Consider the following 25,184-nt stretch of genomic DNA (forward strand, 5'->3'; position numbering starts at 1 on the left):
GGGCCGGGTTCGTGAAATTGTGCATAAGTCAAGTCTTGACAGCCGTATTTTGTCCTCCGAGGGCGTTCACAGCGCCGTGAGCGCACGCCGGTAGCGGATCGCCTCGGCGATCTGCGCGGCCGTCGGCAACGGGTCGCCGGCCAGGTCGGCGATCGTGCGCGCGACCTTCAGCACGCGGAAATACGCGCGCGCCGACCAGCCGAAGCGCTCGCCGGCCTCGCGCAGCAGCCGCTCGCCGTCGTCGGTCGGCCGGCACAGGTCGTCGGTCTCGCGGCCGCTCAGCATGTGATTGGTCTTGCCCTGCCGCTCGAGTTGCAACGCACGCGCCCGGGCCACCCGCGCGGCGACCGCCGCGCTCGGCTCGCCCGGTGCCGTCGCGCGCGACGCGAGTTCGGCCGGCGACAGCGCTGGCAGGTCGATCTGGATGTCGATCCTGTCGAGCAGCGGGCCCGACAGCTTGCGCAGGTAGCGCGCGGCGACATCCGGCGTGCAGCGGCAGCGCCCGGACGGATCGCCGTGCCAGCCGCACGGGCACGGATTCATCGCGGCGATCAGCTGGCATGCGGCGGGGAAGTCGGCCTGCTGGGCCGCGCGCGAGATCGTGATGCGGCCCGCTTCCAGCGGTTCGCGCAGCATTTCCAGCACATGCCGGTCGAATTCGGGCAACTCGTCGAGAAACAGCACGCCGAGGTGCGCGAGCGTGATCTCGCCCGGCTGAGGCGGGTTGCGGCCGCCGACCAGCGCGGCGGCGCTCGACGAATGGTGCGGCGAGCGGAATGGACGCCGCCGCCACTGCGTGGGTGAAAAGCCGATGCGGCTCGCGGAAAGGAGCGCAGCCGACGTCAGTGCCTCGTCGTCGGTCAGCGGCGGCAGGAGGCCGGGCAGCCGCGCGGCGAGCATCGACTTGCCGGCGCCGGGCGGCCCGATCATCAGCATGTGGTGCCCGCCGGCGGCGGCGACTTCGAGCGCGCGCCGGGCGCCGCGCTGGCCGACGACGTCCGCGAGATCGGGCGCGGCCGGCGCCGGCACGCCATCGAGGCAGGGCGCCGCGACCGGCGCGAGCCGGGCATCCGGCGCACCGGCCAGGTGCGCGCACAGCGCGGGGAGGTCGGGCGCGCCGAACACGGTGACGCCCGGCACCAGCGCGGCCTCGGCCGCGCTGTCGAGCGGCAGGTACAGCTCGGGCGGGCGCGACAGCGCTGTCACGCCGGACATCGCGACGCAATCGACGCCGGAATGGCCGCTGGCATCGAAACTGGAACGAGGGCCGGAATCGAGGTGCGCTTCGGCATGACCCGCGCGCCAGTCGCGCGCGGCGCCGCACGCCATCGCGAACGCGCCGCGCATCGGCCGCAGCGCGCCGGTCAGCGACAGTTCGCCCGCGAATTCGCGGCCGGCCAGCGCGTCGGCCGGGAGCTGGCCGTTCGCGGCAAGGATGCCGAGCGCGATCGGCAGGTCGAAGCGGCCCGACTCCTTCGGCAGGTCGGCCGGCGCGAGATTGACGGTAATACGCCTGACGGGGAAGTCGAATCCGCAGTTCTGCAGCGCGGCGCGCACGCGCTCGCGGCTTTCGCGGACTTCGAGATCAGGCAGGCCGACGATCGAGAACGACGGCAACCCGTTGGCAAGATGAACTTCGACGGTGACGTCCGGCGCGCGGCCGGCCGCCGGCGCGCGACTGCGCACCACGGCGAGCGACATGGCGAGGCTCCTGTAGATGAATCGGACGGGCAACGGCCGTTCAGGGCCGCATGCCGCGGGAATCGGAGGAATCGTTGCGCGCTGCCGGCGTGGCGCGGAAAAGAACGAGGAACGACGAACTGCGAAGAGCGAGGAAGAGCGAGGAACAGCGAAGAGCGACGGGACGGCTTGCCGACTGGCTGATTTCCGGGTGGCGGGCGCGGGCCGCACGAGGCGGCCCGCGCCCGGACCAGTCGGTCGGGTGGGGCGTCAGGCCTGGGACGCTGCGAGCTTCTGCTCGAGTTCCGCGACGCGCTTCTCGAGTTCCTCGAGACGCACGCGAGTGCGGGCGAGCACATGTGCCTGCGTGTCGAACTCCTCGCGCGTGACGAGATCGAGCTTCGAGAAGCCTTGCGACAACATGGCCTTCACGTTGCGCTCGACATCCTTGGCCGGCGAGTTTTTTAGCAGGTCGCTGACGCGCGACTGCAGGTCGTTGAAAACATCGCTGGGTTGCTTCATGAGATTTTCCTTCCTTGCACAAAAAGTGTGCATCTTCAGTTGCATACGTGCCCATGATGCACGCGTGACCGGAAATGGTGCGCCCGCGGCGCGATTTCCGGGCATGGCGCCCGCATGGGTGAATGGCCCGGTAAGCCGGGACGTGCGAGCACTCTAGCAACGATCCTTTCGGCGCGCCAGCAAACCGGGCCATGTTGGCCATTCGGCCGGGCTTCCGCGCCTTTCAGCATCAGATACGACCCTGTTTGAGAGCCATTCGAGGCGGTGTTCGGACGAACATGGCATGCGAGTTGCTGAGGAGAGACCGTTCCACCATTCCAACCAATTCGACGGGACCACCCAGCGAGAGGACTTCATGAAACTCATTACCGCAATCATCAAGCCGTTCAAGCTCGATGAGACGCGCGAGGCGCTCTCCGCGCTCGGCGTCTCCGGCATCACGGTCACGGAGGTGAAAGGGTTCGGGCGCCAGAAGGGGCACACGGAGCTGTACCGCGGCGCCGAATACGTGGTCGATTTCCTGCCGAAGATGAAGATCGAGGCGGCCGTGTCCGACGATCTCGTCGACCAGGCGGTCGAGGCGATCGAGCGGGCCGCCCGCACCGGCAAGATCGGCGACGGGAAGATCTTCGTCACGCCGATCGAGCAAGTGATCCGGATCCGGACCGGGGAGACCGGCGCAGACGCGCTGTAACAGACAAAGACAAGCGACAAGAGGAAATCCAAGATGCGCAAACTTCTGATGTCCCTGCTGATGGCCGGCTCGCTGATCGCGGCCGGTGTCGGCCCCGCGCTCGCCGACGACGCGGCGTCCGCCGCGGCTGCGTCCGCGCCCGCCGCAATGGCTTCCGACGCATCGGCTGCCGCGGCACCCGCCGCGATGGCGAGCGCCGCGCCTGATGCATCCGCCGCGGCCGCGGCACCCGCTTCGGGCGCCGCCTCCGACGCATCGGCTGCCGCCGCCGCGTCCGCGCCGGCCGCACCCGCCGCGCCGACCGCACCGTTCTCCGTCGATTCGTCGAAGATCAATTCGGGCGACACCGCGTGGATGCTGACGTCCACCGCGCTCGTGCTGTTCATGACGGTTCCCGGCCTCGCGCTGTTCTACGCGGGCATGGTCCGCAAGAAGAACGTGCTCGCGACCGTGATGCAGAGCTTCGCGATCACCGCGCTGATCACGGTGCTGTGGACGGTGGTCGGCTACAGCCTCGCGTTCACGCCGGGCAACGGCTTCATCGGCGGCATGTCGCGCGCGTTCCTGCACGGGATGAACTACATCCACGGCGACAAGGCGACGACGCTGACCGTCAGCCACCTGGCCCCGACGATTCCGGAATCGGTCTATTTCGTCTACCAGATGACGTTCGCGATCATCACGCCGGCACTGATCTGCGGCGCGTTCGCCGACCGGATGAAGTTCTCGGCGATGCTCGTGTTCATGACGCTCTGGTCGCTGATCGTCTATGTGCCGATCGCGCACATGGTGTGGGAGCCGACCGGCTGGCTGTCGGCCGACGGCGTGCTCGACTTCGCGGGCGGCACGGTGGTGCACATCAACGCCGGTATCGCGGGCCTGATGTCGTGCCTCGTGCTCGGCAAGCGTGTCGGCTACGGTCGCGAATCGATGGCGCCGCACAACCTCGTGCTGACGATGATCGGCGGCTCGATGCTGTGGGTCGGCTGGTTCGGTTTCAACGCGGGTTCGGCGGTCGCGGCTGACGGCCGTGCCGGCTTCGCAATGCTGACGACGCAAGTCGCGACGGCCTGCGCGGCGCTCGGCTGGATGTTTGCCGAGTGGGTCGCGAAGGGCAAGCCGTCGGTGCTCGGCATCGTGTCGGGCGCGGTCGCGGGTCTCGTGGCGATCACGCCGGCTGCCGGCTTCGTCGGCGTGGCGGGTGCACTCGTGATCGGCATCGCGGCAGGCGTGGTCTGCTTCTGGTCGGCGACGTGGCTCAAGTCGAAGCTCGGCTACGACGATTCGCTCGATGCGTTCGGCGTGCACGGCGTGGGCGGGATTCTCGGCGCGCTGCTGACGGGCGTGTTCGCGGTCAAGGACATCGGCGGCGCCGACGGCAGCCTGCTGCTGCAGGCGAAGGGCGTGCTGATCACGCTGGTCTACAGCGGCGTGCTGAGCTTCGTGCTGCTGAAGCTGATCGACCTGACGATTGGTTTGCGCGTGTCCGAAGAGGAAGAGCGCGAAGGTCTCGACGTGATCCTGCACGGCGAGCACGTCGAATAAGTCGTACGGATGACGGCGGGCCGCCGCGCAGACGGCACCCGCCTCGAATGAGCGCAGCGACTTCGGCCCGCCCGCCTGGCGGGCTTTTTTTTCTCCTGCCGCGCGCTCCCGTAGCGCATAACCCTTCACGCTATCGGGTCAATAGCCGAAAACTTCCTCCAAACCCTTGCGAAGCCGGGAACAATCCCCAAATGGACAGGGCAATTGCTCTACAATCTTCATTCTCCCGCTCGCGAGTGATTCATGGTTCCCCACCTCGTTACCGCGTTGAACGGTCCGCTGCTCGAGCTCGAGCAGAAGATCCTCGACGCGACGCCTGCGATCGAACGCTGGTTCAGGCTCGAATGGCAGGAACACACCCCGCCGTTCTATTGTTCGGTGGACCTGCGCAACGCCGGTTTCAAGCTGGCGCCCGTCGACGCGAACCTGTTCCCCGGCGCGTTCAATAATCTGCCGTCTGAAGTGCTGCCGCTCGCCGTCCAGGCCGCGATGGCCGCGATCGAGAAGATCTGCCCGGACGCGAAGAACCTGCTCGTGATTCCCGAGCTGCCGACCCGCAACGCGTTCTACCTGGAAAACGTCGCACGGCTCGCGACGATCATGCGCCAGGCCGGCCTGAACGTGCGCTTCGGCTCGCTCGACCCGAGCATCACCGACATGACGCCGATCACGCTGGCCGACGGCCAGAAGATCGTGCTCGAACCGCTCGAGCGTTCGCCGCGCCGCCTCGGCCTGAAGAATTTCGATCCGTGCTCGATCCTGCTGAACAACGACCTGTCGGCCGGCATTCCCGCCGTGCTGGAAAACCTGCACGAGCAGTACCTCCTGCCGCCGCTGCACGCGGGCTGGGCCGTGCGCAGCAAGTCGACGCACTTCTCGTGCTACGACGACGTCGCGAAGAAGTTCGCGAAGATGGTCGGCGTCGATCCGTGGATGGTGAATCCGTATTTCGCACACGTCGAAGGCGTCGACTGGCAGGGCCATGAAGGCGAGCAGGCGCTCGCCGACGCGATCGACGGCGTGCTGAAGAAGATCGCGCGCAAGTATCGCGAATACGGGATCAGCGAAAAACCGTACGTCGTCGTGAAGGCCGACGCGGGCACTGCCGGGCGCGGCGTGATGACCGTGCACGACGCGGCCGAGATCGGCCGCATGTCGAAGGCCGAGCGCGCGCAGATGGCCGAGTCGAAGGCCGGCCTCGCGGTGCGCGACGTGATCGTGCAGGAAGGCGTCTATACGTTCGAGCGCGTCGGCGACGAAGTCGCGGAGCCGGTCGTGTACATGATCGACCGCTACGTGGTCGGCGGTTTCTACCGCACGCACGGCGGCCGCGAGCGCGACCAGAACCTGAACGCGCCTGGCATGCACTACGTGCCGCTCGGCTTCGAGCACACCGCGCTGCCGGATGCCGGCGCGAAGCCGGGCGCCGCGCCGCCGAACCGTTTCTACATGTATGGTGTCGTCGCGCGGCTGTCGCTGATCGCGTCGTCGATCGAACTGGAAAAGACCGATCCCGAAGCCATCCAGGTGTAACGGCTTCGCTACGTACAGGACCCGCATGGACATTCTCTTTATCGCCGACCCGCTCGAGCGCTTCAAGATCTACAAGGATTCGACCTACGCGATGATGGCGGAGGCCGCGCGGCGCGGGCACACGATCTATACGTGCGAGCCGCATCAGCTTGCGTGGACGGGGTCGGGCGTCGAGGCGGACGTGCAGCGCGTGACGATCGTCGGCGACACGGCCGACCTGCATCGCCATCCGTGGTACGAGGCGGCCGCGCATCAATCGCGTCTTCTCACGTCGTTCGGCGCGGTGCTGATGCGCAAGGATCCGCCGTTCGACATGGAGTACGTGACGGCCACGTGGATGCTCGAGCTTGCCGAACGTGCGGGCGCGCATGTGTTCAACAAGCCGCAGTCGATCCGCGACCATTCGGAGAAGCTGGCGATCGGCGAGTTTCCGCAATTCGTCGCGCCGACGCTGGTCACGCGCGATGCCGCGCGATTGCGCGCGTTCCACGCCGAGCACGGCGACGTGATCGTGAAGCCGCTCGACGGCATGGGCGGGATGGGCGTGTTCCGCGTGAAGGCCGACGGGATGAACCTCGGCGCGATCATCGAGATGCTCGGCCACGACGGCACGCGCTCGCTGATGATCCAGAAGTTCATCCCCGAGATCACGGCGGGCGACAAACGCATTCTGCTGATCGCGGGCGAGGCGGTGCCGTATTCGCTCGCGCGCATTCCGCAGGGCAGCGAAGTGCGCGGCAATCTCGCCGCGGGCGGGCTCGGCGTCGCACAGCCGCTGACTGCCCGCGATCGCGAGATCGCGGAGACGCTCGGGCCCGTGCTCGCGTCGCGCGGGCTGCTGCTGGTCGGGCTCGACGCGATCGGCGACTGGCTGACCGAGGTGAACGTGACGAGCCCGACGTGCTTCCGCGAGATCATGGAGCAGACGGGCTTCGACGTCGCCGCAATGTTCATCGACGCGCTGGAACGTGCGGCCGCGTAGGCCGTCTTCCCGTGCAACCCCGGCGGCGGCCGCGCAGGTCCCCCGTCGCCGGAGCAGCTTGACTGGCCTGCTACAATGCCCGCTTGCCCGGTGCCGCGACCAGCGCGCCGAAGGCCCGGCGGTCGGGCCGAAACCGTTGCAAGGCTGAACATGAAACGATTCCCTCTTTCGCTATGCTCGTTGCCCCGCTGCGGGGCGTCGGCCCGCCAAGGGCGGCCGGGGGCAGTCTGACATGGCCGGGATTCTGATCATCGCGCACGCACCGCTCGCCACCGCGCTGCGGGACTGCATCGCGCACATCTACGGCGGCGTGCCCGCGCGCATCGGCTGCATCGACGTGCTGGCCGACAGCGATCCCACCCAGGTGATGGCGTTCGCGCACGCGGAGCTCGCGCGGCTCAGGGAAGAAAACGGCGTCGTCGTGCTGACCGACATGTACGGCGCGACGCCCGCGAACATCGCGGGCCAGCTCGCGAAGCTCGACAACGTGCGCGTGCTGGCCGGCGTGAACCTGCCGATGCTGGTGCGGGCCGTCTGCTACCGTACCGTGCCGCTGGACAAGCTCGTCGACAAGGCGCTGTCCGGCGGCGCGAAGGGCGTCCACGAAGTGGCGGCCGGTACACCGCCGCCGCCGACCGAAGTCGGCTGCGGCCAGTGCGCGCCGATTCCGCCCGAGCCGCAACCGCGCACCGAATCGCACTGACCGTCCCGTTTTTCGTTTTAGACCGACCCGCCGACGCACGTCGCCGGCGGCCGCGACCGACCCGACCGAGAATCATGCTTCAACAAGAAACCACCATCGTCAACAAATTGGGGCTCCATGCACGCGCATCGGCCAAGCTTACGCAACTGGCCGGCAACTTCCAGTCCGAAGTCTGGATGACGCGTAACGGACGCAAGATCAACGCGAAAAGCATCATGGGCGTGATGATGCTCGCGGCCGGCATTGGCAGCACCGTGTCGATCGAGACCGACGGTCCCGACGAACGCGAGGCGATGGATGCACTGCTCAAGCTGATCGCGGACAAGTTCGGCGAAGGTCAGTGATCCCCGCGCGGGATCGTTGTCGTTTCGAAGCAGAATGCCGCGTTTGCCGCGGCATTTTTTTTCGTCCGCGGCGTTGATGCGGATATTGCAATGCTGCGGTGCACGCAGTCAGCATGGAGGTACGGAATTTATAATTGCCAACCGGGGTCATAAGCGCATCGCAGCAGTGTGCCGCGGCTTTACATGTACAGAGGAGGTGCGCGTGTCCTTCACGCTGCATGGCATTCCCGTCTCACGTGGTATCGCAATCGGGCGAGCGTATCTGATCGCGCCGGCGGCGCTCGACGTCGCCCATTACCTGGTCGAGGCGAACCAGATCGACGCCGAGGTCGAGCGTTTCCGCACGGCGCTCGAAGTCGTGCATCGCGAACTCGACGCGTTGCGCGCCGACCTGACCGACGACACCCCGAGCGAAGTGGGCGCATTCATCGACGTCCACATGATGATCCTGAGCGACGCGATGCTCGTGCAGGAAACCATCGACCTGATCCGCACCCGTCGCTACAACGTCGAGTGGGCGCTGACCGAGCAGCTCGAATTGCTCACGCGCCACTTCGACGACATCGAGGACGAATACTTGCGCGAGCGCAAGGCCGACATCGAACAGGTGGTCGAGCGCGTGCTGAAGGCACTCGCCGGTGCGCCGTCCGCGTCGCAGGCGCTCGACCGCGCGGCCGCGAACGGTACGAACGAGATGATCGTCGTCGCGCACGACATCGCGCCGGCCGACATGATGCAGTTCAAGTCGCAGTCGTTCCAGGCGTTCGTCACCGATCTCGGCGGCCGCACGTCGCACACGGCGATCGTCGCGCGCAGCCTCGGCATTCCGGCCGCGGTCGGCGTCCAGCATGCGAGCTCGCTGATCCGGCAGGACGACCTGATTATCGTCGACGGCGACCAGGGGATCGTGATCGTCGATCCCGCGCCGATCGTCCTCGAGGAATATTCGTACCGCCAGTCCGAGAAGCTGCTCGAGCAACGCAAGCTGCAGCGCCTGAAGTTCTCGCCGACGCAAACGCTGTGCGGCACGAAGATCGACCTGTACGCGAACATCGAGCTGCCCGACGACGCGAAGGCCGCGGTCGAGGCTGGCGCGGTCGGCGTCGGGTTGTTCCGATCCGAGTTCCTGTTCATGCATCAGAAGGAGATGCCCGAGGAAGAGGAGCAGTTCGCCGCGTACAAGCGCGCGGTCGAGTGGATGAAGGGCATGCCGGTGACGATCCGCACGATCGACGTCGGCGCGGACAAGCCGCTCGAGGCGCTCGACGAAGGCTACGAGACGGCGCCGAACCCGGCGCTGGGCCTGCGTGCGATCCGCTGGAGCCTGTCCGAGCCGCAGATGTTCCTCACGCAGTTGCGCGCGATCCTGCGCGCGTCCGCGTTCGGGCAGGTGAAGATCCTGATCCCGATGCTCGCGCATGCGCAGGAGATCGACCAGACGCTCGACCTGATCCGCGAAGCGAAGCGCCAGCTCGACGACGCGGGGCTCGCGTACGATCCGAACGTGCGCATCGGCGCGATGATCGAGATTCCGGCCGCGGCGATCGCGCTGCCGCTGTTCCTGAAGCGGTTCGATTTTCTGTCGATCGGCACGAACGACCTGATCCAGTACACGCTCGCGATCGATCGCGCGGACAACGCGGTCGCGCACCTGTACGACCCGCTGCATCCGGCCGTGCTGCACCTGATCTCCTATACGCTGCGCGAAGCGAAGCGCGCGGGCGTGTCGGTGTCGGTGTGCGGGGAGATGGCGGGCGATCCGGCGCTCACGCGCCTGTTGCTCGGGATGGGACTCACCGAGTTCTCGATGCACCCGAGCCAGTTGCTCGTCGTGAAGCAGGAGATCCTGCGCGCGCACCTGAAGGCGCTCGAGAAGCCCACGGCCGACGTGCTGGCCGCATTCGAGCCGGAAGAAGTGCAGGCGGCGCTCAAGCGCCTGTCGGTCGCGGAACCGCGCGCGGACGCGGCCGCCTAGGCGGCACGCGCCGCGCCGAGGAACCGTCGCGATGGTTGCGAAACGTCACGCATGCGCCGCCCGGCGCATGCATCCCGCGCGCGTCAGTGCCGGCCCTGGCACACGGGGCAGTCGGCCTGGCGCGCGATCTTCATCGTCGTCCATTCCATCCGCAGCGAATCGAGCATCATCAGCCGCCCGTTGAGCGTCGTGCCGATATCGCCGATCACGCGCAGCGCCTCGGCGGCCTGCATCGCACCGATGATGCCGACCGTCGGCGCGAACACGCCCATCGTCGCGCACGCGACTTCCTCGAACGGCTGGTCTTCCGGAAACACGCACGCGTAACAGGGCGCGGCCGGGTCGCGGAAGTCGAACGTACTGATCTGGCCGTCGAAGCGCAGCGCGGCGCCCGACACGAGCGGCACGCCGTGCGCGACGCACGCGCGGTTGATCGCATGGCGCGTCGCGAAGTTGTCGGTGCAGTCGAGCACGACGGTGGCCCGCGGCACGTGTTCGTCGAGCCACGCATCGTCGACGCGCGCCGCGACCGCGTGCACGATCACGTCCGGGTTCAGCTGCGCGAGCGCGTCGCGCCCCGATTCGACCTTGCTGCGGCCGACCGATGCAGTCACGTGGAGGATCTGCCGCTGCAGGTTCGTGAGGTCGACCGTGTCGGCGTCGACGAGCGTGATCGTGCCGACCCCGGATGCCGCGAGATACATCGCGGCCGGCGAACCGAGACCGCCGGCGCCGACGACGATCGCATGCGCGTCGAGAAAGCGCTGCTGTGCCTCGATGCCGATTTCGTCGACGAGGATGTGGCGGGAGTAGCGGAGAAGTTGATCGTCGTTCATGGGACAGTCGTGAGCGGGGCGCAAGCGCCGGCGTATCGATTCATTCTAGGCGCACATGAAAAACGGGCCATCGCGGTCTTCCCGCGATGGCCCGTCGGATGCCGGCCGGCGCTTACTGCGGTGCCGGCGCGGGCTTCGGTGCGGCCGCCTTCGCCCCCGACGCCTTCGTGACGGACGAGGCCTTGCTGGCCGGGCTCTTCGCCGTGCTTTCGGCGAGCAGCGACTTCGATTCCTGCACCGGCTTGCCCTCCAGCTTGTTGAGCGCCTGCTGCATCATGAAGTCGTCGGTGCTGCCGAACTCGATCGGCTTGCGATCGCGGTCCTTCTGGCGCTGCTCCGGCGTCTTCTTGTCGTTCTGCTCCTCGAGGACGCGCAGCTGGTCCATCCGGCGCTGCTCGCGTTCTTCCTGTTCCTTCTTCTCGTTCGGATCCTGCGTGTTCGCGAGGTGGTTCGTGTAGTCGACCTCGCGCGTCACGAGCACGTCGTCCGGATCGCCGTCCGCGTACTGATCGACCGGCACGTCGGGCGTGATGCCCTTGTTCTGGATCGAACGGCCGCTCGGCGTGTAGTAGTAGGCCGTCGTCAGGCGCAGCGCGGTGTCGGCCGTCATCGGACGGACCGTCTGCACCGAGCCCTTGCCGAACGTCGTCTTGCCCATGATCTGCGCGCGCTTCGAATCCTGCAGCGCGCCGGCGACGATTTCCGACGCGGACGCCGAATACGCGTTTGTCAGCACGACCATCGGCACGGTCTTGAAGACCGGCGGCAGGCTCTTCAGCGGATCGCCGTCGAAGGACGGCAGGCGATAGTTGTCGTAGGTATCGCGGTAGACCTGCTTCGAATCCGGAATCTGGCCGTTGGTCGACACGACGACGGAGTCGGGCGGCAGGAACGCGCCGGCGACGCCGACCGCGCTTTGCAGCAGGCCGCCGCCGTTGTTGCGCAGGTCGAGGATCAGGCCCTTCAGATTCGGCTGCTGGCGTGCGATGTCCTGCAGCTTCGCGGCGAGATCGGGCGTCGTGCGCTCCTGGAAGCTCGTGATCCGGATGTATGCGTAGCCCGGGTCGAGCAGCTTCATCTTCACGCTCTGGACCCGGATGATCGCGCGCGTGACCGTGATCGGGAACGTGCGGTCGTCGCTCTTGCGGAAGATCGTCAGCGTGACCTTGGTGCCCGGCTCGCCGCGCATCTGCTTGACGGCCTTGTCGAGCGTCATGCCGCGCACCGGCTTGTCGTTGATGCGGGTGATCAGGTCGCCCGGACGGATGCCGGCGCGGAACGCGGGGGTATCTTCGATCGGGGAGATCACCTTGACGAGGCCGTCTTCCTGCGAGATCTCGATGCCGAGACCCGCGAAGCGACCCTTGGTCTGCTCCTGCAGTTCGTCATAGTCGGTCTTGTCGAGGAACGATGAATGCGGGTCGAGGCTCGACACCATGCCCTTGATCGCCGCCGTCAGCAGCTTCTTGTCGTCGACCGGTTCGACGTACTCGCGCTTGATCTGGCCGAACACTTCCGCGAACAGGCGGAGCTGGTCGAGGGGAAGCGGCGCCGTGGCGGTCTGCTCGGCCGACGCCGAAACCTGCAGCGTGGCGAATACGCCCGTGGCGAGGCCCGCGGCAATCAGGCCGATGTTCTTCAATTTCATTCGCATAGAGAGTCTGGTGCGGTCGGGAAGCGCGTGGCGGTAGCGGGGATGTAGCGGACAAGTATAACTGTTCGTCCGATTGCTCAGTGCAACGGTGCGAAATGGCCCCGGAGCCCTGGTTCCCGGCGGGGGCCGCCCCACGCGCAGCGGATTCGAAAGCGAATTCGACAGCACTGGGGCCGCGAAGGTTCGCGCCGCACGCCGGGGTGGGCCGGGCAGGCCGCGCGCGCGGCGGCATGCCCGGCATCGCGGGTATCAGCCCGCCTTGCCCTGCTTCGCGACGGCGGCCTGAGCCTTCGCGATCGCGTCCTGGTCGCCCAGGTAGTAATGCTGGATCGGCTTCAGGTTCTCGTCGAGTTCATACACGAGCGGCACGCCGTTCGGGATGTTCAGGCCGACGATGTCGCTGTCAGAGATGCCGTCGAGGTACTTGATCAGCGCGCGCAGCGAGTTGCCGTGCGCGGCGATCAGCACCTGCTTGCCCGCACGGACGGCCGGTGCGATCGATTCGTTCCACAGCGGCAGCACGCGCGCGACCGTGTCCTTCAGGCACTCGGTGAGCGGCAGCTGCTCGCGCGGCACCTTCGCGTAGCGCGGGTCGTTGAACGGCGCGCGTTCGTCGGTCGGCTCGAGCGCCGGCGGCGGCGTGTCGTAGCTGCGGCGCCACACGAGCACCTGGTCGTCGCCGAACTTGGCGGCCGTTTCCGCCTTGTTCAGGCCCGACAGCGCGCCGTAGTGGCGCTCGTTCAGGCGCCACGAGTGAACGACCGGCAGATACATCAGGTCCATCTTGTCCTGCACGTGCCACAGCGTGCGGATCGCGCGCTTGAGCACCGACGTGTACGCGATGTCGAACGTGTAGCCGGCTTCCTTGAGCAATTCGCCGGCCTGGTAGGCTTCGTTGCGACCCTGCTCGGTCAGGTCGACGTCGACCCAGCCGGTGAAGCGGTTTTCCTTGTTCCACGTCGATTCGCCGTGGCGGATGAGAACGAGTTTGTACATGGATCTTGCGGTCGGTAGTGAAGGAAGCGGGGCGCGTCGCGCGGTACCCGATCCGGGTCCGCCATCGCGCAAGACGGTTATTTTATAATGGCGGGATTGTCCTTTTCCGATTTCTCTTTTTCCGGCGGCATTCCGTGACGTTCTTTACCAATTACACGAACCTGGCCCTTATCGCGATCCTGGTGGTTTCCGGCGGCCTGCTCGCGTGGCCGGCCCTGCGCCGCGGCCGCGGCGGCCTGTCGGCCGCGGAGGCGACGCAGCTCATCAATCGCCGCAACGCGGTCGTGATCGACCTGCGTACCGCGTCCGACTTCGCCGCCGGCCATCTGCCGTCGGCGCGCCAGGTCGCCGCCGGCGAGATCGGCGCGAAGATCGCGCAGGTCGCGAAAAACAAGAGCACCCCCGTGCTGCTCGTCTGCCAGAACGGCCAGCAGTCGCAGAAGGCGGCGCGCGAGGTCGAGGCGGCGGGCTATGCCGAGGTCCACGTGCTCGAGGGCGGCGTCGCCGCGTGGCAGCAGGCCGGGATGCCGGTCGTCAAACAAGGAGTGGCGAAGTGAGCAAGGTTTTGATGTACAGCACGCAGGTGTGTCCGTATTGCATTCAGGCCGAGCGCCTGCTGAAGCTGCGCGGCGTCGAGCAGATCGAAAAGGTCCTGATCGACCGCGACCCGGCCCGCCGTGAGGAAATGATGACGCGCACGGGCCGTCGCACGGTGCCGCAGATCTACATCGGCGACACGCATGTCGGCGGTTACGACGATCTGTCGAAGCTCGATCGCGAAGGCGGCCTCTTGCCGCTTCTGCAAGCGGCCTGATTAGGGCAGAATGGCCGCCGGTCGCGCCGCGGCTCGAGCGCGCAGGATTCAACCGAGGCGACCGGCGTGAAGCCGGGCCGCCCCGTCACCACTTTTAGGGAAACACCATGTCCGACGTCGAAAACCAACCGTTCTTCAACATCCAGCGCGTCTACCTGAAGGATATGTCGCTCGAGCAGCCGAATTCGCCGGCGATCTTCCTCGAGCAGGACATGCCGTCGGTTGAAGTCGAAGTCGACGTCAAGGCCGACCGCCTCGCGGAAAGCGTGTTCGAGGTCGTCGTGTCGGGTACCGTCACCGCGAAGGTGAAGGACAAGGTCGCGTTCCTGATCGAAGCGAAGCAGGCCGGCATTTTCGACATTCGCAACATTCCGGACGAACAGCTCGACCCGCTCGTCGGCATCGCGTGCCCGACGATCCTGTTCCCGTACCTGCGCTCGAACATCGCCGACGCGATCACGCGTGCGGGCTTCCCGCCGATCCACCTGGCGGAAATCAACTTCCAGGCGCTGTACGAGCAGCGTCTCGCTCAGCTTCAGCAGCAGCAGGCCGGTGCGGCAGGCGCGCCGAACGGCACGACGCTGAACTGACGTTTCACTCCGGACCGGTGCTGGGTATGAAAGTAGCCGTTCTCGGCGCCGGTGCCTGGGGCACCGCGCTCGCGGGCCATCTGGCCGCGCGGCACGATACGCTTCTCTGGGCGCGCGACGCTGCGCTGATCGCCGGGCTGCAGGCCCGGCACGAAAATTCCCGCTATCTGGACGGCATCGCGCTGCCCGATGCGCTGCGCTACGACGCCGATCTCGGCGCCGCGCTTGCGCACGGCGCCGCGGACGACGCGCTGTGCGTGATCGCCGCGCCCGTGGCCGGGCTGCGCTCGCTGTTCGGCGCGATGCGCGACGCAGGCTGCGTGCCTGCGCACATCGTGTGGGTCTGCAAGGGCTTCGAGGCCGACACGCACCTGCTGCCGCATCAGGTGATCGCGGCCGAGCTGCCGGAGCAGCACAGCAACGGCGTGCTGTCGGGGCCGAGTTTTGCCCGCGAGGTCGGGCTCGCGCTGCCCGTCGCGTTGACGGTCGCAAGCACCTCCGCCGAATGCCGCGAGCGCACGCTCGCCGCGTTCCATCACGGCGCGATGCGGATCTATACGGGTGACGACGTGGTCGGCGTCGAGGTTGGCGGCGCGGTGAAGAACGTGCTGGCGATCGCGACCGGCATCTCCGACGGCCTCGGGCTCGGGCTGAATGCGCGCGCCGCGCTGGTCACGCGCGGCCTCGCCGAAATGTCGCGGCTCGGCGTCGCGCTCGGCGGCCGTGCGGAAACCTTCACGGGCCTCACGGGCCTCGGCGACCTGATCCTCACCGCGACGGGCGACCTGTCGCGCAATCGCACGGTCGGCCTGCAACTGGCGGCTGGCCGCTCGCTGAACGACATCCTCGGCGCGCTCGGCCATGTGGCCGAAGGCGTGCGCTGCGCGCAGGCCGTGCTCGCGCTCGCGCGCGCGCAACCGATCGAAATGCCGATCACCGAAGCCGTGTGCGGCGTGCTGTTCGACGGCGTCGCACCGCGCGATGCGGTCAGCGGCCTGCTGCGGCGCGACGCGCGCGCCGAATAGCACGGACGAATCTCACCGATTATTGCGGCCGGGCGCGCTCGCGCAAAGCGGGCAGCGCCAAAGCGCACTACGCTTGAATAGTCTCCGGCGTTTCGGGAGGGTGTCATGCTGCAGATCGGTTCCACCACGTTCGACGCGCAACTCGTCGACATCACGACGCTCGACGTCGACGCGATCGTCAACGCCGCGAACGGTTCGCTGCTCGGCGGTGGCGGGGTCGACGGCGCGATCCATCGCGCGGCCGGCCCGGGCCTCCTGACCGAGTGCCGCACGCTCGGCGGCTGTGAGACCGGCGACGCGAAGCTCACGCGCGGCCACGGGTTGCCGGCGAAGTATGTGATTCATGCAGTCGGCCCGGTGTGGCACGGCGGCGGGCGCGGCGAGCCCGAGCTCCTCGCGGCATGCTACCGGCGCGCGATAGAGCTGGCCGAGGAAGTGGCGGCGACGTCGATCGCATTCCCGGCGATCAGCTGCGGCGTGTACCGCTATCCGGCCGAGGAGGCCGTCGACATCGCCGTCGGCACGGTCGCCGAAATGCTGCCGCAGGCGCCGAACCTCGCACGCGTGATATTCGCGTGTTTTTCATCCGACATCTACGACCTGTATCGCGCGCGGCTCGCGCGCAGCTAGCGCTGCCCGGCCGCGCGGCGCGGTGCGGGCCGCGCCGGGCGCGCGTCAGGCGCCGCCTTCGAAACCGGCCTGGCGCCACGCCTCGAACACGACCACGGCCACCGTGTTCGACAGGTTCAGGCTGCGGTTGCCTGGCCGCATTGGCAGGCGTACGCGCTGTTCGTTCGGGAAGCGTTCGAGCAATTCGGCCGGCAGGCCGCGCGTCTCGGAGCCGAACACGAACCAGTCGCCCGGCACGAACGCATGGTCGTGGAAGCGGCCCGAGCCGCGGGTCGTGAACGCGAACATTCGCGCGGTATCGGGCGCTTCGGCGGCGATGAACGCGTCCCAGTCGCGGTGCACACGCATTTCCGCGTACTCGTGATAGTCGAGGCCCGCGCGACGCATCTTCGCGTCGTCGAGCGGAAAGCCGAGCGGCTCGATCAGATGCAGACGCGCGCCGGTATTGGCGCACAAGCGGATCACGTTGCCGGTGTTCGGCGGAATTTCGGGGGCGACGAGGACGACGTTGAACATGGTTGGGTCTGGCTGGGCCGGCCGGGGCGGAGCAGCGTGCATTCCGTCCCGGCCGGCCGGTTCGTGACGACCGTCGCCGCGTGCGGGCGGCCGGCCTCTCTAACTAATTAATCCCTGGCGGTGCGCAGCGCAACCAGATTCGTCACGCGCGCGGCACCCGCCGCCTTCAATGCATTCGCGGCTGCCGCGAGCGTCGCACCGGACGTCATCACGTCGTCGACGAGCGCCACGTGGCGGCCGCTGAGGTCGCCCGCCGCTGCGAACGCTGCCTGCACGTTGTCGCGCCGCGCACGCCGGTCGAGCCGCGACTGCGGCGCGGTCTCGGTCACGCGTGCAAGCAGCGCCGCGTCGGCGCGCACGCCGAGCCGGCGCGCGAGCGGCCGCGCGATCGCCCACGCCTGGTTGTAGCCGCGCGCGACGAGCCGTCCGCGCGACAGCGGCACCGGTGCGATCACGTCGAAGCCGCCGGCGGCGCGCATCGCGTCCGTGTCGTCGACCCGCTCCGCGAGCCGGGCCGCGAATTCCGCACCCAGCGCGAGCCGTGAATGAAACTTCAGGCTGCGCGCGAGCCCGTTGAGCGGCGCGCGGTAATCGGCGAGCGCGAGCGTCGCATCGAACGGCGGCGGCGTCGTGCGGCATGCGTCGCACCGGTACGCGGATGCGAAACCGGCGCTACCGTGCCGGCCGCGCGCTCCGCGCGTCTGCACGACGCCCAGCGGCACCGCGCAGACGGCGCAGCGCAGCCGCGCTTCGTTCCAGTACGCTGCGTCGCAGGCGCTGCAAATCACCGTGTGTGACAAATTGCCGCACAGTGCGCACCGATTCGGTAACGCGAGCGCGACGACGCGCACGGCTAGCGCACCAATCTGCGACAAAACGACGCGCATTGGGCGCGGGGCGAAACGGCGATCCATCGCGAACACTCCTGGCGGCCCGCGTCTCGCTGAAGGCAACGAGGCGAGCGAGTATACTTCGGGCTCTTCGCCAGTGTGCCCGACATGTCCCCAGCTTCGACTTCAACCGGCCGTCCGGCCAATGACGCCCGGCGTTTGCGGCGGATCTTCGATCGCCGCGCCGCCGTGTTCGACGCGGTCGCGTTCCTGCCGCGCGAGATCGCGCAGCGGATGAACGAGCGCCTCGAATACATCAAGGTGAGCCCCGCGGCGGTGCTCGACGCGGGCTGCGGTCCGGGCGACGACCTGCCGGCGCTGCGCGCGCGCTTTCCCGAAGCGCCGGTGTTCGGTGTCGACCTGTCCGGCGCGATGCTCGCGCGGGCGGGCCACCGCGAGGTCGAGCAGACGAGCTGGCGCCGCTGGCTGCCCGCGTCGCTCGGCCGGGCGCTGGGCCAGCGCGGCCCGCGCGTCGCGCAGGCCGACTTTTCGATGCTGCCGTTCGCGGCCGGCGCGTTCGACCTGATCTGGTCGAATCTCGCGCTGCACTGGCATTCGCGTCCCGATACGGTATTTCCTGAATGGCAGCGCGTGCTGCGTGTGAACGGCCTGCTGATGTTCAGCACGCTCGGCCCCGACACGCTGCGCGAACTGCGTGCGGCCTGCGCGGACGCCGAAGCGGCGCTCGGCATCGCGCCGCCCTCCGCGCGCGTCGTCGATTTCGTCGACATGCACGACCTCGGCGACATGCTCGTCGAAAGCGGCTTCGAGATTCCGGTGATGGACCAGGAAGTGCTGACCGTGACGTACAAGACGCCCGATTCCCTGCTGGCCGACGTGCGCCGCTGGGGCGCCTATCCGTTCGACCGCGCGGTGCCGCAGCGGGCGGCGCGGCGCTTTCGCGCGGCGCTCGGCGATGCGCTGGAAGCGCGCCGGCGCGCGGACGGCACGATTGCCCTGACGTTCGAAGTGATCTACGGCCACGCGTGGAAGGCCGTGCCGCGCACGACCGCCGAGGGGCACGGGATCGTGCGCATCGAAGATATCGGAAAGGGGCGTCCGAAGAATCGGTAAAGCGGTAAAGAGGGGTTTTGTTATGTCTGAAATTAGCGGCGCAAAGCGGGGTCGAATTGACGTGAAAAACGGCCGGGAAGCTTGTGGCGCTTGGCTCGCGGGCCGATAGCCGCTTGCTTGTGGATGCCATTGAACCCGCCTATAATGCGTCAGCTTGTCGTCCCGGGGTCCCCGCAATACGGGCCGACGAGTCCGATGCAGGCATGCATCGCATGCCATTCGCGTGAGGCGGCGATGGAAGCAGCGAGGGTTTTGGCGGAGACGACGAACGGTGAGCCGGTCCTCGAAGACTGGCTCATGAAACGTAACTGTTCGGTGTCGCCGCGCCAGTTCGTGCTGTTTTACGCGTCGCTCGCGGGCTTCTCGCTGGTGATCGCGGCATTGCTGATGTGGCGGGGGGCCTGGCTCGTCATGCCCTTCACTGGAATCGAATTGCTGGCGGTAGGCGTCGCGTTTGCGGTCTACGCCCGTCATGCGGTCGATTACGAGCGCATCAGGCTGTTTCCGCACCGGCTCGTGATCGAGCGGATGGATGCGGAGCGGTTCACGCAGATCGAATTCAACCCGCGCTGGGTGCGGGTCGAGCCGGGGGCGACGCCACGCGATCCGATTCGACTGGTATCGCGCGGGCAGACCGTCGTAATCGGGCAGCATCTCGCGCAGTACAAGCGTGCGCAGTTCGCCGACGAACTGCGCGTGTCGCTCAGGCGCTGCGGCTGACGAGGCGCGGGCATCGGCCGGAACGGGCCGGCGGCTTGCGACGGGGGAGGGGTTTGAATGGAAATTTTGGGTAAGGATGCTATGAAAACAATCAAGCGAGCCCTCACGGGCGTGCTGGCATGCAGCGGATTGCTCTTTGCCGGCGCTGCTCTGGCGGTCGGTGATAGCCCGGGCGGCCCCCGCGTCAATGAAATCAACTTTCAGCCGCCTGTCACGAAGATCGCCGAGGAGCTCTACGATCTCCACACGATGATGCTGATCCTGTGTACGGTGATCTTCGTCGGCGTGTTCGGCGTGATGTTCTATTCGATCTTCGCGCACCGCAAGTCCAAAGGCCACAAGGCCGCCAATTTCCATGAAAGCACGACCGTCGAAATCATCTGGACGATCGTGCCGTTCATCATCGTCGTGCTGATGGCGCTGCCGGCCACGAAGGCCGTCGTCGCGATGAAGGACACGACCAACGCCGATCTCACGATCAAGGTCACCGGCTACCAGTGGAAGTGGGGCTACGACTACGTGAAGGGCCCGGGCGAGGGCATCAGCTTCCTGTCGACGCTCAGCACCCCGCGTGACGAAGTGATGGGCAAGACGCCGATCACCGAGACGTACCTGCAGGAAGTCGACAACCCGCTCGTCGTGCCGGTCAACAAGAAGATCCGCATCATCACGACCGCGAACGACGTCGTTCACTCGTGGTACGTGCCTGCGTTCGGCGTGAAGCAGGATGCGATCCCCGGCTTCGTGCGCGACACGTGGTTCAAGGCCGACAAGGTCGGCACGTTCCGTGGCTTCTGTACCGAACTGTGCGGCAAGGAACACGCGTTCATGCCGGTCGTGGTCGTCGTGCTGTCGGACGACGACTACGCGAAGTGGGTCACCGCGCAGAAGGCCAAGCTGGCCAGCGCCTCGGTCGATCCGAACAAGGTTTACACGATGGCCGAACTCGTCGCGCACGGCGAGGAAGTCTACAAGGCGAACTGCGCGGCCTGCCACCAGGTGAGCGGCAAGGGCCTCGGCGCCTTCCCGGCGATGGACGGCAGCCCGATCGTGAACGGCCCGATCGCAGGTCACGTCGAGCGCGTGCTGCACGGCAAGGGTGCAATGCCGTCGTGGGCATCGCTGTCGGACCTCGACATCGCATCGGTCATCACGTACGAGCGCAATTCGTGGGGCAACCACAAGAACGACCTGCTGCAGCCGAAGCAAGTGGCTGACGCGCGCAACGGCAAGATGCCGGAAGACGCGGCAGGTGCGGCGGCCCCGGCCGAAGCGGCCTCGGCACCGGCGCAAGCCGCGTCGGGCGCGGAGGCAGCGTCGGCATCGGCTGCGCTGTCGACGATCTACTTCGAGACGGGCAAGAGCGTGCTGCCGGCCGACGCGAAAGCGGCCATCGCAGCAGCGGCCGACTATGCGAAGGCACATCCGGACGCGAAGCTCGCGCTGTCGGGTTTCACCGACAAGACGGGCTCGGCCGACGCGAATGCCGAACTCGCCAAGCATCGTGCACAGGCCGTGCGCGACGCGCTGAAGGCAGCAGGCGTGGCGGAAGACCACATTATTCTCAAAAAGCCGGAAACGATCACGGGCGGGGCTGACGCCAAGGAAGCCCGGCGTGTCGAGATCGGGCCGGCGGCTTGACGTGTCGCTGAGTTAGTCGACGTATTCGCATTAGGAGATTCTCATGTCTAGCATCGGGCACGACGTAGCCGCGGACCACGCGCACGACGACCACGCGCACGAAGCCCCGCACGGCTGGCGGCGCTGGCTGTTCGCCACCAACCACAAGGACATCGGTACGCTGTACCTGCTGTTCTCGTTCATCATGTTCCTGTCGGGCGGCGTGATGGCGCTCGCCATCCGTGCCGAACTGTTCGAGCCGGGCCTGCAGATCATGCGTCCGGAGTTCTTCAACGAACTCACGACGATGCACGGCCTGATCATGGTGTTCGGCGCGATCATGCCGGCGTTCGTCGGCTTCGCGAACTGGATGATTCCGCTGCAGATCGGCGCGTCCGACATGGCGTTCGCGCGGATGAACAACTTCAGCTTCTGGCTGCTGCCGGTCGCAGCCGTGCTGCTGGTCGGTTCGTTCTTCGCGCCGGGCGGCGCGACGGCCGCCGGCTGGACGCTGTACGCGCCGCTGTCGACGCAGATGGGCCCGGGCATGGACTTCGCGATCTTCGCGGTCCACATCATGGGTGCTTCGTCGATCATGGGCGGGATCAACATCGTCGTGACGATCCTGAACATGCGCGCACCGGGCATGACGCTGATGAAGATGCCGATGTTCGCATGGACCTGGCTGATCACCGCGTACCTGCTGATCGCCGTGATGCCGGTTCTGGCAGGCGCGATCACGATGGTGCTGTTCGACCGCCACTTCGGCACGTCGTTCTTCAACGCGGCAGGCGGCGGCGACCCGGTGATGTACCAGCACATCTTCTGGTTCTTCGGCCACCCCGAGGTGTACATCATGATTCTGCCGGCGTTCGGGATCGTGTCGCAGGTGATCCCGGCGTTCGCACGCAAGACGCTGTTCGGCTATAGCTCGATGGTGTACGCGACGGCTTCGATCGCGATCCTGTCGTTCATGGTCTGGGCGCACCACATGTTCGCCACGGGCATGCCGGTTACCGGCCAGCTGTTCTTCATGTACGCGACGATGCTGATCGCCGTGCCGACGGGTGTGAAGGTGTTCAACTGGCTCGCGACGATGTGGCGCGGCTCGATGACGTTCGAAACCCCGATGCTGTTCGCGATCGGCTTCCTGTTCGTGTTCACGTTCGGCGGCCTGACGGGCCTGATGCTGGCGATGGCGCCGCTCGACATCCAGTACCACGGCACCTACTTCGTGGTGGCGCACTTCCACTACGTGCTGGTGGCCGGTTCGCTGTTCGCGCTGTTCTCGGGTTGGTACTACTGGGCGCCGAAGTGGACGGGCTGGATGTACAACGAGACGCGCGGCAAGATCCACTTCTGGGCGTCGATGATCTTCTTCAACCTGACGTTCTTCCCGATGCACTTCGTCGGTCTCGCGGGCATGCCGCGCCGCTATGCGGACTACCCGGCGCAGTTCACGGACTTCAACCAGGTCGCGACGATCGGTGCATTTGGCTTCGGCCTCGCGCAGGTGTACTTCCTGTTCGCGGTCGCGCTGCCGGCCTACCGTGGCGGCGGCGAGCTGGAAAAGGCGTCGGACAAGCCGTGGGATGGCGCGACGGGCCTCGAGTGGACGGTGCCGAGCCCGGCTCCCTTCCACACGTTCGAGCAACCGCCGCACGTCGAATAAGTTTCAACCGGCGTTCCGTCGCTGCCTGCCGTGCAGGCAGGCGCGGCGGGCGCCGAATCGAAGTTTCAGCGAAGTTTCAGATGAACCGGAATCCACAAGAAAGACGAACGCCCGAGCAGATTCGCGCGGGCAACAAGCGGCTCGGCCTCATCCTGCTCGTCATCGCCGCCGTTTTTTTTGTGGGTGTCGTGATCAAGCAGTGGTGGCTGTCCACTCACTGATGCAGCAACTGACGCAGTAGCGAGGAAGTAGTCGTATGTCGAAGCCGGAAGAGGGCGCCGTCGATCGCGCGTTCAATCGTTCGATGCTGATGAAGCTCTTCGTCGTGGCCGGACTGATGTTCGGCTTCGGCTTCGCGCTGATTCCGATGTATCGCGCGATTTGCCAGATCACCGGTATCAACAACCTGGTGCAGCGCGATGTCAGCGAACGCGAGGCGAAGAACTCGCAGGTCGACTACAGCCGCACGGTGTCGGTCGAGTTCGATGCGAATGCGCGCGGCCCGCTCGGGTTCAAGCCGGAGCACAACAGCCTCGACGTGCATCCGGGCGAACTGACGACGATCGTGTACGACGTGACCAACGGGCAGGGCCGGCCGATGGTGGCGCAGGCGATTCCGAGCTACGCGCCGAAGCAGGCAACGGAATTCTTCAAGAAGATCGAATGTTTTTGCTTCACGCAACAGACGCTGGCCGCGAACGAGTCGCGCAAGATGCCGGTGGTGTTCGTGATCGATCCGAAGCTGCCGAAGGACGTGAAGACGATCACGCTGTCGTACACGTTCTTCGAGCTGAACACGCCAGCCACGCCGGCGCCGGCAACGCGCAAGACGGCGGCGCAGGGCGCGGCGAAGCCGGACGCATGACGACGGAGACGGGGCGGTGACAGAGACCAAGCGGAGCGGGTCGTTCGGCCAGGCGGTGAAAGCGGTGTTGTGGTCGTTCTTCGGGGTGCGCAAGCGGCGCGACCTGGAGGCCGATGCGACGCAGCTCAATCCGCTGCATGTGCTGATCGTCGCGTTGATCGCGGCCGGTGTGTTCATCGGCGTGCTGATCCTGATCGTGCGCGCGGTCGTGGGTTGAGGCCCGCGGCCACGAAAGAATGCAGTGCGTGGCGCCCGGGCGCCGCGTGCGGGAAAGAGCGGCGGCGGCACGCGCCGTGCAAGAAATAAATCCGGAGCGGTTTCCGGTACACAAATTGGACTGAAGTGGAGAATCAAGCATGAGCGGTCAAAACCAGACCCCGTACTATTTCGTGCCGCATCCGTCGCAGCATCCGATCAGCGCGGCCATCGGCCTGCTGGTCATGCTCGCGTCGGTGGCGCTGTGGATCAACGGTCACGACTGGGCTCCGTACACGGCGCTGCTTGGCCTGCTGTGGTTGCTCTTCACGCTGTATCACTGGTTCGGCGACGCGATCGCCGAGTCGGAAGGCGGTCATTACGGCAAGAACGTCGACAAATCGTACCGCTGGAGCATGAGCTGGTTCATCTTCTCCGAAGTCATGTTCTTCGGCGCATTCTTCGGCGCGCTGTTCTATGCGCGTGAAATCGCGCTGCACCAGCTCGGCAGCCTCGACTACAAGCTGATCTGGCCGGACTTCTCCGCCGTGTGGCCGAACGAAGGCCCCGCCGCGCTTGCCGGTCACTTCAAGACGATGGGCCCGTGGCCGGTCCCGACGCTGAACACTGCGTTCCTGCTGGCGTCGGGTGCGACGCTGACGGTATCGCACCACGCGCTGCGCGACGATCACCGCAACAAGGCGATCGCCTGGCTGGCCGCGACGCTCGTGCTCGGTGTCTGCTTCCTGTTCATGCAGGGCTTCGAGTACTACCACGCGTACAACGAACTGAACCTGACGCTGAACTCGGGCGTGTACGGCTCGACGTTCTTCCTGCTGACGGGCTTCCACGGCTTCCACGTGTTCCTCGGCGGCACGATGCTCGCGGTGGTGCTGGTGCGGATGATCCGCGGCCACTTCAAGCCCGATCACCACTTCGCATTCGAAGGCGCCGCGTGGTACTGGCACTTCGTCGACGTCGTCTGGCTCGGCCTGTACGTCGTCGTCTACTGGCTGTAAATGCAGGAACGGCCCGCGCAGCGATGCGCGGGCCGTTTTCATTGGCGGGGACGGGGCAGCGGCTGGTTGCCTGCGCTCAACGCCAACCCG

27 protein-coding genes are annotated in these 25,184 nt (G+C 66.7%); 20 read left to right on the forward strand and 7 right to left on the reverse strand.

The annotated features are described in order from the left end of the window. Nucleotides 1–66: 66 nt before the first annotated feature. The gene (locus tag WS75_RS17275; protein WP_059681629.1) at nucleotides 67–1,701 is read right to left on the reverse strand and encodes a YifB family Mg chelatase-like AAA ATPase; all 1,635 of its coding nucleotides are present in this window, start codon (nucleotides 1,699–1,701) and stop codon (nucleotides 67–69) included. Nucleotides 1,702–1,950: 249 nt separating this feature from the next. Continuing rightward, nucleotides 1,951–2,202, reverse strand: coding sequence for an accessory factor UbiK family protein (locus tag WS75_RS17280; RefSeq protein ID WP_059526259.1), 252 nt, complete (start codon nucleotides 2,200–2,202; stop codon nucleotides 1,951–1,953). Nucleotides 2,203–2,557: 355 nt separating this feature from the next. Here WS75_RS17280 and WS75_RS17285 point away from each other — a divergent pair, with 355 nt between their 5' ends. The 7 genes from WS75_RS17285 to ptsP all read left to right on the forward strand — a co-directional run bounded on the left by WS75_RS17285 (nucleotide 2,558) and on the right by ptsP (nucleotide 9,978). After that, on the forward strand, nucleotides 2,558–2,896 hold the full coding sequence (locus WS75_RS17285; protein ID WP_006398175.1) for a P-II family nitrogen regulator: 339 nt from the start codon (nucleotides 2,558–2,560) through the stop codon (nucleotides 2,894–2,896). Between the two features lie 33 nt (nucleotides 2,897–2,929). Beyond that, on the forward strand, nucleotides 2,930–4,441 hold the full coding sequence (locus tag WS75_RS17290; RefSeq protein ID WP_059681630.1) for an ammonium transporter: 1,512 nt from the start codon (nucleotides 2,930–2,932) through the stop codon (nucleotides 4,439–4,441). Between the two features lie 243 nt (nucleotides 4,442–4,684). Beyond that, nucleotides 4,685–5,974 carry a glutamate--cysteine ligase gene (gshA, locus tag WS75_RS17295; protein ID WP_059681631.1) on the forward strand — a complete coding sequence of 430 codons (1,290 nt, stop codon included), beginning with the start codon at nucleotides 4,685–4,687 and terminating at the stop codon, nucleotides 5,972–5,974. Between the two features lie 25 nt (nucleotides 5,975–5,999). Then, nucleotides 6,000–6,956 carry a glutathione synthase gene (gshB, locus tag WS75_RS17300; protein ID WP_059681632.1) on the forward strand — a complete coding sequence of 319 codons (957 nt, stop codon included), beginning with the start codon at nucleotides 6,000–6,002 and terminating at the stop codon, nucleotides 6,954–6,956. 232 nt (nucleotides 6,957–7,188) lie between these two features. Further along, nucleotides 7,189–7,659, forward strand: a complete 471-nt coding sequence (locus tag WS75_RS17305; RefSeq protein WP_059526247.1) for a PTS sugar transporter subunit IIA — start codon at nucleotides 7,189–7,191, stop codon at nucleotides 7,657–7,659. Between the two features lie 74 nt (nucleotides 7,660–7,733). Next, the gene (locus WS75_RS17310) at nucleotides 7,734–8,003 is read left to right on the forward strand and encodes an HPr family phosphocarrier protein (protein WP_059599857.1); all 270 of its coding nucleotides are present in this window, start codon (nucleotides 7,734–7,736) and stop codon (nucleotides 8,001–8,003) included. 202 nt (nucleotides 8,004–8,205) lie between these two features. Next, nucleotides 8,206–9,978, forward strand: a complete 1,773-nt coding sequence (gene ptsP, locus WS75_RS17315) for a phosphoenolpyruvate--protein phosphotransferase (RefSeq protein ID WP_059681697.1) — start codon at nucleotides 8,206–8,208, stop codon at nucleotides 9,976–9,978. An 83-nt stretch (nucleotides 9,979–10,061) separates the two neighbouring features. On the opposite strand, the gene WS75_RS17320 is transcribed toward ptsP, so the two are convergent. From WS75_RS17320 to gpmA, 3 genes are all read right to left on the reverse strand, one after another. After that, entirely contained in the window at nucleotides 10,062–10,814 is a 753-nt protein-coding gene (locus WS75_RS17320; RefSeq protein ID WP_059681633.1) for a HesA/MoeB/ThiF family protein, read from the reverse strand. A gap of 112 nt (nucleotides 10,815–10,926) precedes the next feature. Beyond that, a complete protein-coding gene (locus tag WS75_RS17325; protein ID WP_059681634.1) occupies nucleotides 10,927–12,468 on the reverse strand; it encodes a S41 family peptidase in 1,542 nt (513 codons plus the stop codon). A gap of 249 nt (nucleotides 12,469–12,717) precedes the next feature. Continuing rightward, nucleotides 12,718–13,464, reverse strand: a complete 747-nt coding sequence (gene gpmA / locus WS75_RS17330; protein ID WP_059681635.1) for a 2,3-diphosphoglycerate-dependent phosphoglycerate mutase — start codon at nucleotides 13,462–13,464, stop codon at nucleotides 12,718–12,720. A 134-nt stretch (nucleotides 13,465–13,598) separates the two neighbouring features. Here gpmA and WS75_RS17335 point away from each other — a divergent pair, with 134 nt between their 5' ends. From WS75_RS17335 to WS75_RS17355, 5 genes are all read left to right on the forward strand, one after another. Further along, nucleotides 13,599–14,021, forward strand: coding sequence for a rhodanese-like domain-containing protein (locus WS75_RS17335; protein WP_059599861.1), 423 nt, complete (start codon nucleotides 13,599–13,601; stop codon nucleotides 14,019–14,021). Then, entirely contained in the window at nucleotides 14,018–14,278 is a 261-nt protein-coding gene (gene grxC, locus WS75_RS17340; RefSeq protein WP_012364773.1) for a glutaredoxin 3, read from the forward strand. The genes WS75_RS17335 and grxC overlap by 4 nt, the downstream gene beginning before the upstream one ends. A 107-nt stretch (nucleotides 14,279–14,385) precedes the next feature. Further along, nucleotides 14,386–14,868: a protein-export chaperone SecB gene (secB, locus tag WS75_RS17345; protein ID WP_059681636.1), complete on the forward strand. Its 483-nt coding sequence runs from the start codon at nucleotides 14,386–14,388 to the stop codon at nucleotides 14,866–14,868. Nucleotides 14,869–14,894: 26 nt separating this feature from the next. Then, nucleotides 14,895–15,893: an NAD(P)H-dependent glycerol-3-phosphate dehydrogenase gene (locus WS75_RS17350; RefSeq protein WP_059681637.1), complete on the forward strand. Its 999-nt coding sequence runs from the start codon at nucleotides 14,895–14,897 to the stop codon at nucleotides 15,891–15,893. Between the two features lie 105 nt (nucleotides 15,894–15,998). Beyond that, entirely contained in the window at nucleotides 15,999–16,523 is a 525-nt protein-coding gene (locus tag WS75_RS17355) for an O-acetyl-ADP-ribose deacetylase (RefSeq protein ID WP_059681638.1), read from the forward strand. A gap of 45 nt (nucleotides 16,524–16,568) precedes the next feature. On the opposite strand, the gene trmL is transcribed toward WS75_RS17355, so the two are convergent. Together trmL and WS75_RS17365 are read right to left on the reverse strand one after the other, a co-directional pair. Further along, the gene (gene trmL / locus WS75_RS17360) at nucleotides 16,569–17,039 is read right to left on the reverse strand and encodes a tRNA (uridine(34)/cytosine(34)/5-carboxymethylaminomethyluridine(34)-2'-O)-methyltransferase TrmL (protein ID WP_059681639.1); all 471 of its coding nucleotides are present in this window, start codon (nucleotides 17,037–17,039) and stop codon (nucleotides 16,569–16,571) included. 107 nt (nucleotides 17,040–17,146) lie between these two features. Then, nucleotides 17,147–17,953 (reverse strand): amidophosphoribosyltransferase, encoded by an 807-nt coding sequence (locus WS75_RS17365; protein ID WP_059681640.1) that lies wholly within the window; start codon nucleotides 17,951–17,953, stop codon nucleotides 17,147–17,149. Nucleotides 17,954–18,037: 84 nt separating this feature from the next. On the opposite strand from WS75_RS17365, the gene WS75_RS17370 reads away from it, so the two are divergent. The 8 genes from WS75_RS17370 (at nucleotide 18,038) to WS75_RS17400 (ending at nucleotide 25,094) form a co-directional block, all read left to right on the forward strand. Beyond that, nucleotides 18,038–19,003, forward strand: a complete 966-nt coding sequence (locus WS75_RS17370; protein WP_059681641.1) for a methyltransferase domain-containing protein — start codon at nucleotides 18,038–18,040, stop codon at nucleotides 19,001–19,003. A gap of 195 nt (nucleotides 19,004–19,198) precedes the next feature. After that, entirely contained in the window at nucleotides 19,199–19,723 is a 525-nt protein-coding gene (locus WS75_RS17375) for a DUF2244 domain-containing protein (RefSeq protein WP_059681642.1), read from the forward strand. A 57-nt stretch (nucleotides 19,724–19,780) separates the two neighbouring features. Then, a complete protein-coding gene (gene coxB, locus WS75_RS17380) occupies nucleotides 19,781–21,364 on the forward strand; it encodes a cytochrome c oxidase subunit II (protein WP_059681643.1) in 1,584 nt (527 codons plus the stop codon). Between the two features lie 43 nt (nucleotides 21,365–21,407). Further along, on the forward strand, nucleotides 21,408–23,015 hold the full coding sequence (ctaD, locus tag WS75_RS17385; RefSeq protein WP_059681644.1) for a cytochrome c oxidase subunit I: 1,608 nt from the start codon (nucleotides 21,408–21,410) through the stop codon (nucleotides 23,013–23,015). Between the two features lie 80 nt (nucleotides 23,016–23,095). Next, nucleotides 23,096–23,236: a cytochrome oxidase small assembly protein gene (locus WS75_RS34190; RefSeq protein WP_006760728.1), complete on the forward strand. Its 141-nt coding sequence runs from the start codon at nucleotides 23,096–23,098 to the stop codon at nucleotides 23,234–23,236. Nucleotides 23,237–23,271: 35 nt separating this feature from the next. Next, on the forward strand, nucleotides 23,272–23,880 hold the full coding sequence (locus WS75_RS17390; protein WP_059681645.1) for a cytochrome c oxidase assembly protein: 609 nt from the start codon (nucleotides 23,272–23,274) through the stop codon (nucleotides 23,878–23,880). Nucleotides 23,881–23,896: 16 nt separating this feature from the next. Then, nucleotides 23,897–24,097, forward strand: coding sequence for a DUF2970 domain-containing protein (locus WS75_RS17395; RefSeq protein WP_059599870.1), 201 nt, complete (start codon nucleotides 23,897–23,899; stop codon nucleotides 24,095–24,097). 139 nt (nucleotides 24,098–24,236) lie between these two features. Then, a complete protein-coding gene (locus WS75_RS17400; RefSeq protein WP_059464449.1) occupies nucleotides 24,237–25,094 on the forward strand; it encodes a cytochrome c oxidase subunit 3 in 858 nt (285 codons plus the stop codon). Nucleotides 25,095–25,184 lie beyond the last annotated feature (90 nt).

The sequence above is a fragment of the Burkholderia sp. FL-7-2-10-S1-D7 genome (genome assembly GCF_001524185.1).
Taxonomy (GTDB): Bacteria; Pseudomonadota; Gammaproteobacteria; order Burkholderiales; family Burkholderiaceae; genus Burkholderia; species Burkholderia diffusa.

Coding starts and splice junctions, on each gene's coding strand:
- gpmA (WP_059681635.1), bottom strand. CDS start 13,464: ATGTACAAACTCGTTCTCATCCGCCACGGCGAATCGACGTGGAACAAG.
- WS75_RS17390 (WP_059681645.1), top strand. CDS start 23,272: ATGTCGAAGCCGGAAGAGGGCGCCGTCGATCGCGCGTTCAATCGTTCG.
- WS75_RS17325 (WP_059681634.1), bottom strand. CDS start 12,468: ATGCGAATGAAATTGAAGAACATCGGCCTGATTGCCGCGGGCCTCGCC.
- WS75_RS17365 (WP_059681640.1), bottom strand. CDS start 17,953: ATGGATCGCCGTTTCGCCCCGCGCCCAATGCGCGTCGTTTTGTCGCAG.
- WS75_RS17355 (WP_059681638.1), top strand. CDS start 15,999: ATGCTGCAGATCGGTTCCACCACGTTCGACGCGCAACTCGTCGACATC.
- trmL (WP_059681639.1), bottom strand. CDS start 17,039: ATGTTCAACGTCGTCCTCGTCGCCCCCGAAATTCCGCCGAACACCGGC.
- gshB (WP_059681632.1), top strand. CDS start 6,000: ATGGACATTCTCTTTATCGCCGACCCGCTCGAGCGCTTCAAGATCTAC.
- WS75_RS34190 (WP_006760728.1), top strand. CDS start 23,096: ATGAACCGGAATCCACAAGAAAGACGAACGCCCGAGCAGATTCGCGCG.
- WS75_RS17280 (WP_059526259.1), bottom strand. CDS start 2,202: ATGAAGCAACCCAGCGATGTTTTCAACGACCTGCAGTCGCGCGTCAGC.
- WS75_RS17400 (WP_059464449.1), top strand. CDS start 24,237: ATGAGCGGTCAAAACCAGACCCCGTACTATTTCGTGCCGCATCCGTCG.
- coxB (WP_059681643.1), top strand. CDS start 19,781: ATGGAAATTTTGGGTAAGGATGCTATGAAAACAATCAAGCGAGCCCTC.
- ctaD (WP_059681644.1), top strand. CDS start 21,408: ATGTCTAGCATCGGGCACGACGTAGCCGCGGACCACGCGCACGACGAC.
- WS75_RS17320 (WP_059681633.1), bottom strand. CDS start 10,814: ATGAACGACGATCAACTTCTCCGCTACTCCCGCCACATCCTCGTCGAC.
- WS75_RS17290 (WP_059681630.1), top strand. CDS start 2,930: ATGCGCAAACTTCTGATGTCCCTGCTGATGGCCGGCTCGCTGATCGCG.
- WS75_RS17350 (WP_059681637.1), top strand. CDS start 14,895: ATGAAAGTAGCCGTTCTCGGCGCCGGTGCCTGGGGCACCGCGCTCGCG.
- WS75_RS17285 (WP_006398175.1), top strand. CDS start 2,558: ATGAAACTCATTACCGCAATCATCAAGCCGTTCAAGCTCGATGAGACG.
- WS75_RS17310 (WP_059599857.1), top strand. CDS start 7,734: ATGCTTCAACAAGAAACCACCATCGTCAACAAATTGGGGCTCCATGCA.
- WS75_RS17275 (WP_059681629.1), bottom strand. CDS start 1,701: ATGTCGCTCGCCGTGGTGCGCAGTCGCGCGCCGGCGGCCGGCCGCGCG.
- secB (WP_059681636.1), top strand. CDS start 14,386: ATGTCCGACGTCGAAAACCAACCGTTCTTCAACATCCAGCGCGTCTAC.
- WS75_RS17375 (WP_059681642.1), top strand. CDS start 19,199: ATGCAGGCATGCATCGCATGCCATTCGCGTGAGGCGGCGATGGAAGCA.
- WS75_RS17305 (WP_059526247.1), top strand. CDS start 7,189: ATGGCCGGGATTCTGATCATCGCGCACGCACCGCTCGCCACCGCGCTG.
- WS75_RS17370 (WP_059681641.1), top strand. CDS start 18,038: ATGTCCCCAGCTTCGACTTCAACCGGCCGTCCGGCCAATGACGCCCGG.
- gshA (WP_059681631.1), top strand. CDS start 4,685: ATGGTTCCCCACCTCGTTACCGCGTTGAACGGTCCGCTGCTCGAGCTC.